Annotated in this window: 9 protein-coding genes; 3 read left to right on the top strand and 6 right to left on the bottom strand. The window is 65.4% G+C overall.

Features of this window, described 5'->3' with window-relative positions; all coding sequences use genetic code 11:
* Window positions 1–161 precede the first annotated feature (161 nt).
* Window positions 162–1,295, top strand: a complete 1,134-nt coding sequence (locus LPJ38_RS17705) for a nitronate monooxygenase (RefSeq protein WP_145627901.1) — start codon at window positions 162–164, stop codon at window positions 1,293–1,295.
* 177 nt (window positions 1,296–1,472) lie between these two features.
* Window positions 1,473–2,981, top strand: coding sequence for an acetyl-CoA acetyltransferase (locus LPJ38_RS17700; protein WP_145627904.1), 1,509 nt, complete (start codon window positions 1,473–1,475; stop codon window positions 2,979–2,981).
* A gap of 152 nt (window positions 2,982–3,133) precedes the next feature.
* Here LPJ38_RS17700 and LPJ38_RS17695 read toward each other — a convergent pair whose 3' ends face one another.
* The 6 genes from LPJ38_RS17695 to ltnD all read right to left on the bottom strand — a co-directional run bounded on the left by LPJ38_RS17695 (window position 3,134) and on the right by ltnD (window position 12,512).
* Complete coding sequence (locus LPJ38_RS17695) at window positions 3,134–4,330, bottom strand: efflux RND transporter periplasmic adaptor subunit (protein WP_145627907.1); 1,197 nt, start codon at window positions 4,328–4,330, stop codon at window positions 3,134–3,136.
* On the bottom strand, window positions 4,317–7,496 hold the full coding sequence (locus LPJ38_RS17690) for an efflux RND transporter permease subunit (protein WP_145627909.1): 3,180 nt from the start codon (window positions 7,494–7,496) through the stop codon (window positions 4,317–4,319). The genes LPJ38_RS17695 and LPJ38_RS17690 overlap by 14 nt, the downstream gene beginning before the upstream one ends.
* Window positions 7,497–7,663: 167 nt before the next feature.
* Window positions 7,664–9,355, bottom strand: a complete 1,692-nt coding sequence (locus LPJ38_RS17685) for a methyl-accepting chemotaxis protein (protein ID WP_145627911.1) — start codon at window positions 9,353–9,355, stop codon at window positions 7,664–7,666.
* 168 nt (window positions 9,356–9,523) lie between these two features.
* On the bottom strand, window positions 9,524–10,801 hold the full coding sequence (gene otnK / locus LPJ38_RS17680; protein ID WP_145627913.1) for a 3-oxo-tetronate kinase: 1,278 nt from the start codon (window positions 10,799–10,801) through the stop codon (window positions 9,524–9,526).
* Window positions 10,798–11,580, bottom strand: a complete 783-nt coding sequence (otnI, locus tag LPJ38_RS17675; protein WP_145627915.1) for a 2-oxo-tetronate isomerase — start codon at window positions 11,578–11,580, stop codon at window positions 10,798–10,800. The genes otnK and otnI overlap by 4 nt, the downstream gene beginning before the upstream one ends.
* Before the next feature lie 14 nt (window positions 11,581–11,594).
* Complete coding sequence (gene ltnD / locus LPJ38_RS17670) at window positions 11,595–12,512, bottom strand: L-threonate dehydrogenase (RefSeq protein ID WP_145627916.1); 918 nt, start codon at window positions 12,510–12,512, stop codon at window positions 11,595–11,597.
* Between the two features lie 106 nt (window positions 12,513–12,618).
* On the opposite strand from ltnD, the gene otnC reads away from it, so the two are divergent.
* Entirely contained in the window at window positions 12,619–13,287 is a 669-nt protein-coding gene (otnC, locus tag LPJ38_RS17665; RefSeq protein ID WP_167520196.1) for a 3-oxo-tetronate 4-phosphate decarboxylase, read from the top strand.
* Window positions 13,288–13,420: the final 133 nt, after the last annotated feature.

The raw sequence follows: 13,420 nt of genomic DNA, 5'->3' as shown, positions 1-13,420 counted from the left end.
TGCCCGCATATTTTGCGCGACGGAATGGCTGCCGCATCCGCGACGCCTGTACGCAAGATGCTCCGTCGATTCCGGCATGGCATCGCGCGCGACGATCGGCTAGCGTCGTTCTTGCTTCGCCACGTCAGCAACGAGAACGCGAAGTCCGCCGGGAGAGCGCCATGAAATCGCCGATCTGCGACATGCTGGGGATCGAGTTCCCGCTGCTCGCCTTCAGCCATTGCCGCGACGTCGTTGCCGCCGTCAGCCGGGCCGGCGGCTTCGGCGTGCTCGGCGCCACAGTGCACACGCCTGATACGCTCGAACGCGAATTGAAGTGGATCGACGATCACGTCGACGGCAACCCCTACGGCATCGACGTGCTGATCCCCGAGAACATCTCGACCGCGGGCGAGAAGGACGTCACCTGGAAGAGCCTGGAAGCGCGCGTGCCGCAGGAGCATCGCACCTACACACGCGAGCTGCTGAAGAAATACGATATCGAGCTCACGACGACGGAGGTCGCGGCCGACCAGCCGCAACCGTTCGACGGGAAGACAGCGCTGGAGCTGCTCGAAGTCTCCTTCAATCATCCGATCCGCCTGATCGCCAATGCACTCGGCGTGCCGCCGAAGGCGATGATCGAGATGGGCAAGAAGCACCGCGTTCCCGTTGCCGCCCTCGTCGGCGCCAAGGAGCACGCGCTACGCCAGGTCGCGGCCGGTGTCGACATCCTCGTGGTGCAGGGCACCGAAGCCGGCGGCCATTGCGGCGAGGTCTCGACAATGGTGCTGGTGCCCGAGGTGATCAAGGCGATCAAGCCCATCCGCGACGTACCGGTGCTGGCCGCCGGCGGCATCATGACCGGGCGGCAGATGGCGGCCTGCATGGCGATGGGCGCGGCCGGCACCTGGACCGGCTCGGTGTGGCTGGCGACCGTCGAGGCCGAGACCACCGAAATCTTTCGCGAGAAGATGATCGCGGCGTCCTCGCGCGACGCGGTGCGCTCGAGAGGCCGCACCGGCAAGCCGGCGCGGCAGCTCCGCTCGGTCTGGACCGACGCCTGGGACCGCGCGCCTGACAGCCCGGGCGCGCTGCCGATGCCGCTGCAAAGCGTCATCAGCCGCGACGCCTTCAATTCGATCGACCGCGCCGCCGCGGGCGGCAACGCCAGGGCGCGCGACCTCGTCAGCTATTTCGTCGGCCAGGGCGTCGGGCTGGTCGACAGCGTGAAGTCCGCGGGCGCCGTGGTGCAGGAGTTCAAGGAAGATTTCGCCGAAGCCGTCGAGCACATGAATGCGCTGGTGGCGGAGTGATGGCGTGTGTAGCGCGAGTGCCACCATTCTTCGAGGCTCGCCAAGCGCCGCAAGCGTCGCTTGGCTCGCACCTCAGGATGACGCTTTCCCCGTAGCCGTCATCCTGAGGTGCCGTAGCGCAGCGAAGGCCTCGAAGACGACGGCGTGCCAAGATCTGAAAACGTGAAGCAAGAAGAAATGGCCAATACCCCAGAAGACCGCATCCCCGTCATCGTCGGCGTCGGCGAGATCGTCGACCGCCCAAAGGAGATCACCGAGGGCCTCGAGCCGCTCGACCTGCTCGAACTGGCGTTGCGGCGCGCAGAACAAGATGCCGGCGCAAGGCTGCTCGGCGAGGTGCAATCGCTCGACGTCGTGAACTTCCTGAGCTGGCGCTATCGTGATCCGGAGAAACTTCTGGCGCAACGCCTCGGCGTCTCGCCGGCGCATTGCTATTACGGCCCGGTCGGCGGCGAGAGCCCGATCCGCTACATCCACGAAGCGGCAAAGCGCATCGCCAGCGGCGAATGCATGGTGGCCGCGATCTGCGGCGCCGAGGCGCAATCGACCGTGACCAAAGCGGAACGCGCCGGCGTCAAGCTGCCATGGACGCCGTTCGCCCATGACGTCGAGGAGCCCAAGCGCGGCGCGGCGTTCCAGAAGCCGCTGGCGGTGAAACTCGGCGTGTTTCGTCCCGTCACCGTCTATCCGTTTTACGAAGCCGCCTCCTCCGCCCATTGGGGCCAGACGCCGCGCGAAGCTATGGCGGAATCAGGCACGCTGTGGTCGCGCTATTCCGAGGCCGCCATGCAAAACCCCAACGCTTGGCTGAAGCGACGCTACGCGCCTGAGGAGATCACGACGCCGACAGCCGACAACCGCTTGATCGCCTGGCCCTACAACAAGCTGATGGTGGCGAACCCGAGCGTCAACATGGGCGGCGCGCTGCTGCTCACCAGCCTCGCCAAGGCGCGTGCGCTCGGTATCGCAGAAGACAAGCTGATTTATCCGCTCGGCGGCGCCTCGGCGGAAGAGCCGCGCGATTATCTCCTGCGCGACCAGTTCTATGAAAGCCATCCGCAGAACGCCGTGCTGAACGCGGTGATGGATCTCGCCGGCGGCGACGGCAAGAAGTTCGACGCGATCGAGCTCTATAGCTGCTTCCCCTGCGTGCCCAAGATGGCAAGGCGGACGCTGGGCCTTGGTGCCGACGTGCAGCCGACCGTGACCGGCGGCCTCACCTTCTTCGGCGCGCCGCTCAATACCTATATGACCCATGCGGCCTGCGCGATGGTTCGGCGCCTGCGCGACGGCGCCAGCCTCGGCCTGCTCTACGGCCAGGGCGGCTTCGTCACCAAGCACCATGCGCTGGTGGTGTCGAAGACACCGCCGCGCGAGGCGCTGGCACAGGAGACGAGCGTGCAAGGCGAAGCCGACCGCAACAAGCGCGCCGTGCCGGAATTCGTGACGGAGGCAAACGGCAGGGGCAAGGTCGAGAGCTTCACGGTGCTCTACGGCCGCGGCGGCGATGTCGAGCACGGCGTGGTGATGCTGCGCATCGAGGATGACCGGCGTACGCTGGCGCGGATTCCGGCCCGAGATAGCGCGTCGCTGGAACACTTGCTGAATATGGACAGGACGCCGGTGGGCTCGATTGGTGAGATCACCATGGCAGCCGATGGTACGCCGGAATGGCGGGTAACGTAGCCGGCTTTCGTGTCCCGGACGCGGTGCGGCATGCAATGCCGCTCCGCAGAGCCGCGACCCAGGAAGCGACACGGCAAAGCGCGGAGAGATGGACCCCGGCTCTGCAGCGCATCACTGCGTGCTGCGCTGCGTCCGGGGGCACGACACCGCCTTTAGCTCCGCGGCGCCTGCTTCTCCGATGCCGTTGCTGGCTTGGCCTTGGCGCCGACCACGCGCACGGCGTCCCCGTCGGAGAGGCCGTCCGGCGGTGCCGTGATGACGCGGTCATCAGCTGCGATCCCCGAGGCGAGCTCGATCTCGCGGCCGAGATCGCGGGCGATGGTCACGGGCTTGAACAGCACCTTGTCGTCCGGGCCGACGGTCGCAACGCGCAGGCCGCTGCTGTTGAAGATCAGCGCGCTGGCGGGAATGCTGAGCGGCGCCGAGTCGCGCTGAAGGTTGAGCTTCACGCTGGCATAGCCGCCGGGCATCAGCTCGCCGGAGGAATTGTCGAGCCCGAGCTGCATGCGCGTGGTGCCGGAGGCGACATCGACCGCCTGCGAAGAGGCTTCCACGGTCGCCTGGAAGGTCCGGTTCGGGTATTCCGGCAGCGTGATGGTGGCCTTGGCGCCGATCTTGATGGCTGGCACGTAGTTCTGGGGCACGTTGACGTAGACGCGCAGCTTGGTGATATCCGAGATCACGAACATCGCCGGGCCCGAGCCGCCGCCGGCATTGATCAGTGCGCCGACGTCGGTATCGCGTGCGGTGACGACGCCGTCGAACGGCGCGGTGATCTTCTTGTAGCCGGCCAGTGCTTCCAGCCGCTCGACATTGGCCTTGCCCGAATTGACCGCGGCATTCTTGTTGGAGAGATCCGCCGTGCGCTCGTCGATCTCCTGCGCCGAGACGAAGTTCGAGGCGACAAGCGTCTTGCGCCGGTTCAGCGTCGCTTCCGACAGCCGGGCGCTGGCCTGCTGGCTGGCGAGGTCGGCGCGGGCTTGCAAGAGCTGCTGATCGAGGTCCGGCGCCTCGATCTCGGCGATCACCTGCCCTGCCTTGACGCGGGCGCCGATGTCGGCGTTCCAGCTCTTCAGGTATCCCGACACGCGCGCAAAAATCGGGGCGCGATAATAGGCTTCGAGCCGGCCGGGCAGATCGAGGGTGGCGTGGAGCGCCTTGGCGTTGGGTTGGGTCACCGCGACGCTGGGAATGGCCTGATCGTCGGTCCATTCCTTCAGCTTGGTGCCCTGCTCCTCGCGGGCTCGGATGCCGGTACCGACGACGAGGCCTGCCGCAATCAGCGCCACCACGCCGAAGATGCCCAGTTTCCGGTGCGACACCGGGGAGCGGGGTTCAGTGGGCGACATGCGCGGTCTCCAATGGGGCGGCGGCCTTCGCGCCTTGTTTCTTATGTACCATGCTGAACACCACGGGAACGAACATCAGCGTGGCGAAGGTTGCAAAGATCAGGCCGCCGATCACGGCGCGGCCGAGCGGCGCGTTCTGCTCGCCGCCTTCGCCCAGCCCCAGGGCCATCGGCGCCATGCCGATGATCATGGCGAGCGCGGTCATCAGCACGGGACGGAACCGGACGAAGCCGGCTTCGAGCGCCGCCGCGATGGGATCGCCGAGTTCCTCGTAGCGCTCGCGGGCGAAGGAGATCACGAGCACGCTGTTGGCGGTGGCGACGCCCATGCACATGATGGCGCCGGTCAGGGCCGGCACCGACAGCGTCGTCTCGGTCATGAACAGCATCCAGACGATGCCGGCGAGCGCGGCAGGCAATGCGGTGATGATCACGAACGGATCGGACCAGGACTGGAAGTTCACGACGATCAGGAAGTAGATCAGCACGACGGCACCGAGCAGGCCGAACAAAAGCCCAGTGAAGGCACTGTTCATGGTCTGCACTTGGCCGAGCAACACGACGGAAGAGCCCTTCGGCACGTCCTTGGCGGTGTCGGCGATGAGCTGGCGGATATCGGCCGCGACGGCACCGAGATCGCGGCCCGTGGTCGTGGCAAAGATCTGCACCATCGACTGGATGTCGTATTGCGAGACCACCGCACTCGAGGTCGAGCGCTTGATGTCGGCGATGCCGCCGAGGATCGGCGATTGAGGGTTGCCGGCAGCCGTGATCGGCAGCGTCTGCAGCGCGCTGAGCGAGTCGATCTGATATTGCGGTGTCTGCATCACGATCGAGTAGGACACGCCGTTGTCGGGGTTGAGGTAGTAGGTCGGCGCCACCTGCGAGGAGCCGGCGAGGTTGACCACGAGGCTGTTGGTGACGTCGCGCTCGGTCAGGCCGACATACTGCGCGCGGGTGCGGTCGACGTCGATGTTGAAGGTCGGGTTGTTCGGCGATTGCTGGATACGCGCATCGGCTACGCCGGGAATCTTGCGGACCTTCGCCAGCAAATTATTGGCGTAAGCGAAATTGGCGCTGAGATTGGCGCCGCGGATCTGCAGGTCGATCGGCGCCGGCGCGCCGAAATTCAGGATCTGGCTGACGATGTCTGCGGGGAGGAACGCGAAGCTGACGCCGGGGAACAGCCGCGGTAGCTGCTCGCGCAGCACCTTCACGTGCTCCTCCGTCGGCTTGTGGCCTTCCTTCAGCTTGATCTGGATGTCGCCATCCTGCGGACCGATCACGCCGGTGTTGTTGTAGGTCATGTTGATGCCGGAGATCGGCATGCCGATATTGTCGGTCATGGTCTCGATCTCGCCCGGAATCAGCTTGCGGACGGCCTTCTGGATGTCGGCGAGCTGATTGGCGGTCTCCTCGACGCGGGTGCCGACTTGTGTGCGGACATGCATCAGGATGTTGCCGGCATCGACCGCGGGGAAGAAGTTGCGCCCGAGGAACGGCACCAGCGCGAAGGACGCGCCGACGACGCAGAGAAAACCGATCACGAACACGCCCCGGTGCGCCAGCGCGAGGCCAAGGAAGTTGTGGTAGCCGCTGCGGATACGCTCGAACCGCGCTTCGAATCCGCGCTGGAACCAGACGAAGGGATTGCGCGATTTGGGCGGTCCGCCTTCGTGATGGACATGAGCCTTGAGCAGATAGTTCGCCATGGTCGGCACCAGCGTGCGCGACAGGATGAACGACCAGATCATCGCGAACATCACGGCTTCCGCCATCGGCACGAACAGGAAGCGCGCAACGCCGGTGAGGAAGAACATCGGCACGAACACGATGCAGATGCAGAGCAGCGACACGAAGGCCGGCGTCACGATCTGGTTGGCGCCGTCAAGGATCGACTGCTCGACCGGCTTGCCCTGCTCGAGATGGTAGTTGATGTTCTCGATCGTCACCGTGGCATCGTCGACGAGGATGCCGACCGCGAGCGCAAGGCCGCCGAGCGTCATGATATTCAGAGTCTCGCCGATCGCCGACAGCATGATGATGGCGCCGAGCACCGAGAGCGGGATCGAGACCGCGATGATGATCGTTGAGCGCCAGCTGCCGAGGAACAGCAGGATCATGACGCTGGTGAGCAGCGCCGCGATCACGCCCTCGACGGCGACGCCCTGGATTGCGCCTCGGACGAATACCGACTGGTCGCCGATGAAGCCGATCTTCAGCGCCTCCGGCATCTGATCCCTGACGTCGATGACCTTCTGCTTGATGCCGGCAATGATGTCGAGCGTCGACGTCGCGCCGGCTTTCAGCACCATCATCAGCACCGAGCGGTTGCCGTCGACATGGACGATATTGGTCTGCGGCGGATTGCCGTCGCGCACGGTCGCGACGTCGCGCACATAGACCATGGCGCCGTTGACGGTCTTGATCGGCAGATTGCCGAGCTCGTCGATCCGCAGCGGCGAATTGTTGAGCTGGATGTTGTACTCGAACTGGCCGATCTTCTGGGTGCCGACCGGCGTGATCAGGTTCTGGGCAGCCAGCGCATTGGCGACGTCCTGCCCCGAGAGACCGCGGGCCTGGAGCGCGGTCGGATCGAGGTCGATCTGGACCTGGCGCTGCTTGCCGCCGAAGGGATACGGGATCGCCGCGCCGGGCACGGTGACCAGGGGCGTGCGAAGCTGGTTGATGCCGATATCGGCGAGATTCTGCTCGGTAAGTCCCTCACCTGACAGCGCGACCTGGATGATCGGCACGGTGGAAGCCGAGTAGTTCAGGATCAAGGGCGGCGTCGCGCCCGGCGGCATCTGCTTGAGCAGCGTCTGCGAGATCGCGGTGACCTGGGCGTTGGCGGTGCGGATGTCGACGTTCGGCTGAAAGAAGATCTTGATGATGCCGAAGCCGTTGTACGAGTTGGCCGTGATGTGCTCGATGTCGTTGACCGTCGTCGTCAGCGCACGCTGGAATGGCGTGGTGATGCGGCCGGACATCTGGTCGGGCGGCAGGCCGGTGTACTGCCAGACCACGCCGATCACGGGAATGCGAATGTCCGGGAAGATGTCGGTCGGCGTCCGCAGCGCCGCCAGCGGTCCGATGATCAGCAGCAGAAGCGCGAGCACGACGAAAGTATAGGGCCGGCTCAGGGCGATACGGACCAGTGCAATCATGCGCCAGGCAATTCCAGGTCAAGCAAGAATGTGGAAGCCGCCCCCGCGGCGATCCCCATTCCCCTTTACCCGAGCACCGCCGGAAACGCTAACCTCCGGGAGCCTTCCCGCATTCACTTCCCTGCTACCGCACTGCGAAATCTACATCGCAGCCATGCGGCCGTGCCTCACACGGCGCGGACGGAGTTGAGGAACTTGCCGACCTCGAGCTTGAGCCGGTTGGAATCGCGGGACAGCATCTGTGCCGCCGACAGCACCTGCGAGGAAGCCGTGCCGGTCTCAGTCGCACCGCGCTGCACGTCGGTGATGTTGGAAGAAACCTGCTGGGTGCCTTGCGCTGCCTGCTGCACGTTGCGAGCAATCTCCTGGGTCGCTGCGCCCTGCTCCTCCACGGCCGCCGCGATCGCCGAAGAGATCTCGGACAGACGCTCGATGGTCGAGGAGATCTCCTTGATCGCGCCGACCGAATCGTTGGTCGCGGCCTGGATGCCGGAGATCTGCTGGCCGATCTCGCCGGTCGCCTTCGCCGTCTGCTCGGCGAGCGCCTTCACCTCGGAAGCCACCACGGCGAAGCCGCGGCCGGCTTCGCCGGCGCGCGCCGCCTCGATGGTCGCGTTGAGCGCCAGCAGGTTGGTCTGTCCGGCGATGGTGTTGATGAGCTCGACGACGTCGCCAATGCGGGCAGCTGCCTTGGAGAGCTCGCTGACGCGCTCGGTGGTGCTGCGCGCCTGGCCGACGGCATCGCCGGCCATGCGAGCCGATTCCTGCACCTGACGGCTGATCTCGCCGACCGATGACGCCATCTCCTCGGTCGCCGAGGCCACCGACTGCACGTTGGTCGAGGCTTCCTCCGAAGCGCCGGCAACCGTGGTCGCGAGTCGCTGGGAGCGGTCGGCGGTCGATGTCAGCGTCGAGGCGGAAGCCTCCAACTGGGTCGAGGCCGACGACACCGTCTGGACGATCTCGCCGATCATGGTTTCGAATTCGCGGGTGATGTTGTCGACGCGGCGGCCGCGCTCGATCTTGGCTTCGGCGTCGGCCGCAGCGGCTTCGTCGGCAGCCTTCTTGGCGATCAACGCCTCCTTGAAGATCTGGAGCACGTCGGCCATGGCGCCGATCTCCGTCTTCTCGCCCCGGTGCGGCACTTCGGCAGACAGGTCGCCCTTGCCCAGTGCCTGCATCGGTTCGGTGATTGAGTTGATGCCGTTGGAGACGTCACGGACGAGATAGAAGCTGAGACCGATGCCGATCACGACGGCGATGCCGAGAATGACCGAAACCAGCATGAAGGCATAGGCATAGCTATCCGCTGCATCCTGGGCGGCCTGGTCGCCGCCCTTGTTGTTGAGTTCGATGTCCTTGTTCAGAACCTCGTCGGCCTGAAGCCCGATCTTGTTGACGGTCTTGGAGTTGAGTTCCTGCGCTTCGCGGGGAAGCTTGCCAGCCTCCTTGCGCGACAGCGCCATGACCTCCTCGGTGCCCTTCTTGTACTCGTCCCAAAGCTTGGACCACTGGCTGTAAAGCGCCCGCTCTTCCGGGGAGGTGATCATCGGCTCGTACTTGGCGCGCACCTTGGCGAGCGCCTCAGTCACGGTGGCCGCGGTCTTCTCGGTCGCCAGCTTGTCGTCGAGCGTTTCGGATAGCATGTGCTGGCGGACTACATTGCGATAGGTGATGACGCTCGCCCGAAGCTCGCCGAGCACCCGCACACTGGGCATCCAGTTCGTGGTGATGTCGACGGTATTGGCGTTCATCGACCGCATCTTCATGACAGCGAGGACGCCCATGCCGGCCATCGCAACCAGCAAGAACGCCACGACACTGATGATCTTGGCGCGAATGGAAATGGTGGCGAGCATCGTTGGGTCTCTTTGTACTGAAGCCGGCGCGCGTCCGGGAATTACGAATCAACCAAAGGGAGCAGCGCCGACATCCAACACCAGAGCAACTGAGCAGATGTTAACTACGCCTCCGTACGAGTACGGAAGCCAGAAAGAAATGAACGGGCGGCTAAGAACGCCCTGCGCTCAGCGCATGAGCCCAAGCGCGTCGGAGAAAAACGCCGGGCCGCCGAAATTCCCCGACTTCAGAGCGAGCAGCATCTCGCCAGCCTCTGCGCCCACCGCGCGCAGCACCGGAACGCCTGCTGCAATTTCTACTCCGACGAGAAATCCAGGAATCTTCAACCGATCGACCACGGCGCCGGACGTCTCGCCGCCGGCAACGACCAGGCGCCTGACGCCGGCCTGCACCAGCCCTTCGGCGATATCGGCCATGGCCTGTTCGATGGCGTGGCCGGCGGCGTCGCGGCCGTGGCGTGACTGAACGGCGGCGACGGCCTCCGGCGTTGCGCTAGAAGCAACCAGAACGGGACCATCCGCCAACCGCGGCCGAGCCCAGGCCAGCGCGCGCTGCGCTTCGCCACCGCCCGCGACGATTTGCTCGGGATCGAGGTGCAGCACGGGCATGACGCGCTCGGCATTGGCGATCTGCTGAAGCGTTGCCTGTGAGCAGCTTCCGGCAAGGCAGGCTGACGGGCCGCCGACGGCCGCGCCCGTCCCGCTGCTTGCTGACGCCGCCTTGACCTTGCCTGTCGAGACCAGCGCCCGCGCCAGCCCGAGGCCGATGCCGGAGGCGCCGACCGATAGCCGATGCTCGGCGGCAACGAGCCCGATGGTCTCGAGATCGCGGTCGAACACGGCGTCGGTGATTGCAGCGCCGATGCCCTTGCCCGCGAGCTCCGCCAGCCGCGCCCGGACCGCATCTGCGCTGCGAGTGACGGTAGCGAGATCGACGAGGCCCACCTGCGTCTTGCTCTGGCGCGCGAGCACGCGCACCAGGTTGGAATCGTGCATCGGGTTGAGCGGATGATCCTTCAGCGGACTTTCGTTCAGCGGCACGGCGCCGACGAAGAGGTTGCCCTGATAGACGGTACGGCCGGTCTCCGGGAAGGCCGGCGTCACCAGCACGATGGCCTCGCCGCAATCGGCGCGCAGTGTGTCCATCACCGGGCCGATATTGCCGGCATCCGTGGAATCGAAGGTCGAGCAGATCTTGAACAGCACGTGGCGCGCGCCGCGGCCGCGCAGCCATGTCTCCGCCGCGCGCGAGCGCGACACGGCAAGGCCCGCCTCGATCGAGCGGCTCTTGAGCGACACCACGACCGCGTCGACCTCGGGCAGCGCGAGATCGTCCGCGGGCACGCCGATGGTCTGGACGGTGCGCAAGCCCGCACGCGTCAGCGTGTTGGCGAGGTCGGAGGCGCCGGTGTAGTCGTCGGCGATGCAGCCCAGCGCAAGTGTCACGGCTTCACTCCAGCATAAGGCTTGAACCAGGCGAGCCCATCGGTGGTCTTGCCGCGCGGATTGTATTCGCAGCCGACGAAGCCGGCATAGCCGAGCCTGTCGAGCTCTTCGAACAGGAACGGATAGTTCAGCTCCTCGCCGTCGGGCTCGTTGCGCGAGGGGATGCTGGCGATCTGGACGTGCCCGATGATCGGCATCATCTCGCGCAGGCGCATGGTAACGTCACCGTGAATGATCCCGCAGTGATAGATGTCGAACTGGAGCTTCAGGTTCTGAAGGCGGAGTTCCTGGATCAGGTCGCGCGCGAAGCCGAAATCGTTGAGGAAATAGCCGGGTACGTTGCGTGCATTGATCGGCTCGATCACGACGTCGATGCCGTGGGGCGCGAAGAACTCCGCAGCCCACGCCACCGACTTGTAGAAGGCCTCGATCGCGACGCGCTCACCCCGATTGGCGATGCCTGCCATCAGGTGCAGGCGCTTGACGCCGGTCGCCTTGGCATAAGGCAGTGCCGTCTCCAGGCTCGCCTTGAGATCATTGAAGCGCGAGGGAAGCGCCGCAAAGCCCTTCTCGCCGGCGTTCCAGTCGCCCGGCGGGAGGTTGAACAGCGCCTGGGTCAGGCCGTTGCGTTTGAGCCGCTCGCCGACCACCTCGGCCGGATGCTCATAGGGAAAGAGAAACTCGACGGCGGTGAAGCCGGCTGAAGCAGCGGCATCGAAGCGGTCGAGGAACGGCACCTCGGTGAACATCATCGAGAGGTTGGCGGCAAAACGGGGCATTGGAGTCCTCTTCGTTACTTGTCGCCGGGAAGCTTCACGCCGGTGACCTGCGCATACATCCGCGCCACCGAAGCGTCGTCATCGCGGCCCATGCCGGCAGCTGCCGTCATCAGGAACATCTGCAGCGCGGCTGCGGACACTGGCACCGGGAATCGCGCGGTGCGCGCCATGTCCTGGATAATGCCGAGGTCCTTGACGAAGATCTCGACCGCGCTGCGCGGCGTGTAATCGCCGTCGAGCACATGCGGCATCCGATTCTCGAACATCCAGGAATTGCCGGCGGAGGCCGTGATCACCTCATAGACCTTGCGGATGTCGAGGCCCTGCTTGGCAGCGAAAGCCATGGCTTCCGATGCGGCGGCAATGTGCACACCGGCAAGAAGCTGGTTGATCATCTTGAAGGCCGCGCCCTGCCCCGCGGCATCGCCGAGCTCGTAGAGCTTTGCCGCCATGGCATCCAGCGCGGGCCGCGCCTTGGCAAAGGCGGCGGAGCTGCCGGAGGCGAGGATGGTCAGCTCGCCTTGCGCGGCGCGCTGCGCCCCGCCGGAGATCGGCGCATCCAGATAATGCCGGCCGGTCGCCTCCAGCTGCTTGGCGAGGCGCCGCGCCACATCCGGATCCATGGTCGCCGAGGAGATGAAGACGCTGTCCTTCGGCATGGTCTCGGCCGCGCCATCCTTGCCGAACAGGATGGCCTCGGTCTGGGCCGCGTTGACCACGACGCTGACGACGATGTCGGCGGCCTTGGCTGCTTCGGCCGGCGTCTTTGCTCCCGCGCCGCCGTCTTTCACGAAACGCGCGACCGCGTCGGCCGAGACGTCGCAGCCGGTGACGGCATGGCCGGCGCGCTTCAGCGAAGTCGCCATGCCATATCCCATCGAGCCGAGCCCGACGACGGCGATACGCTGATTTTGTGACGTGGAGGCGGACATATGCAACTGACCCTTGCGAGCGTTTCCCGAATAGCCGCCCTTTGCGGCGGCTTGGCAATCGAATAACACGGCTTGGCCGCGCTGCCAAAGCGTGAGACAAGCAGGCATGACGGCCATGAGCAACGAGACAAGGCTGCGCGAGGATATCTGCCGCTTCGGACGGTCCTTGTTCGAACGCGGGCTGACGCCGGGCTCCTCCGGCAATATCAGCGTGAGGATGGACGATGGCGGCTGGCTGGTGACGCCGACCAACGCCTCGCTCGGCTTCCTCGATCCGGCGAAGCTGTCGCGGCTGGATAGCCAGGGCCGGCTGGTTTCGGGCGATGCCCCGACCAAAGAAGTTCCTCTGCACACCGCGCTTTACGACACGCGCGGCAGTGCGCGCGCGGTCGTGCATCTGCACTCCACCCATTCGGTCGCGCTCTCGATGCTGCCCGAGATCGATCCACGCTCCGCGCTGCCGCCGATGACGGCGTATTACCTGATGAAATGCGGCGCCACCGCCCTCGTGCCCTATTACCGCCCCGGCGATCCCGCGGTTGCCGATGCAATCAAGGGGCTGGCGGGGAAATACTCATCCGTGCTGCTCGCCAATCACGGCCCCGTGGTCGCCGGCGACACGCTGGAGGCGGCGGTGTTCGCGACGGAAGAGTTGGAGGAGACGGCGAAGCTGTACCTGCTGCTGCGCGGAATGAACCCGCGGTATTTGTCGCCGGAGCAGGTGACGGATCTGGTGAAGGTGTTCGGGGTAACGCTACCGGAGCATAGGCATTGAGCCCGGCTCTATCCTCGTCATTGCGAGCGCGGCGAAGCAATCCAGAATCCCTCCGCGGAAAGACTCTGGATTGCATCGCTGCGCTCGCTGACGGAGGATACGGCTACGACGCTTCGCTCATCCGGGCTACGGC

Origin of the sequence: Bradyrhizobium daqingense (assembly GCF_021044685.1) — a bacterium.
GTDB classification, from domain to species: Bacteria; Pseudomonadota; Alphaproteobacteria; order Rhizobiales; family Xanthobacteraceae; genus Bradyrhizobium; species Bradyrhizobium daqingense.
This window is presented reverse-complemented; position numbering and strand designations above follow the sequence as displayed.

Coding starts and splice junctions, on each gene's coding strand:
- LPJ38_RS17690 (WP_145627909.1), bottom strand. CDS start 7,496: ATGATTGCACTGGTCCGTATCGCCCTGAGCCGGCCCTATACTTTCGTC.
- otnC (WP_167520196.1), top strand. CDS start 12,619: ATGACGGCCATGAGCAACGAGACAAGGCTGCGCGAGGATATCTGCCGC.
- LPJ38_RS17685 (WP_145627911.1), bottom strand. CDS start 9,355: ATGCTCGCCACCATTTCCATTCGCGCCAAGATCATCAGTGTCGTGGCG.
- ltnD (WP_145627916.1), bottom strand. CDS start 12,512: ATGTCCGCCTCCACGTCACAAAATCAGCGTATCGCCGTCGTCGGGCTC.
- LPJ38_RS17700 (WP_145627904.1), top strand. CDS start 1,473: ATGGCCAATACCCCAGAAGACCGCATCCCCGTCATCGTCGGCGTCGGC.
- otnI (WP_145627915.1), bottom strand. CDS start 11,580: ATGCCCCGTTTTGCCGCCAACCTCTCGATGATGTTCACCGAGGTGCCG.
- LPJ38_RS17695 (WP_145627907.1), bottom strand. CDS start 4,330: ATGTCGCCCACTGAACCCCGCTCCCCGGTGTCGCACCGGAAACTGGGC.
- LPJ38_RS17705 (WP_145627901.1), top strand. CDS start 162: ATGAAATCGCCGATCTGCGACATGCTGGGGATCGAGTTCCCGCTGCTC.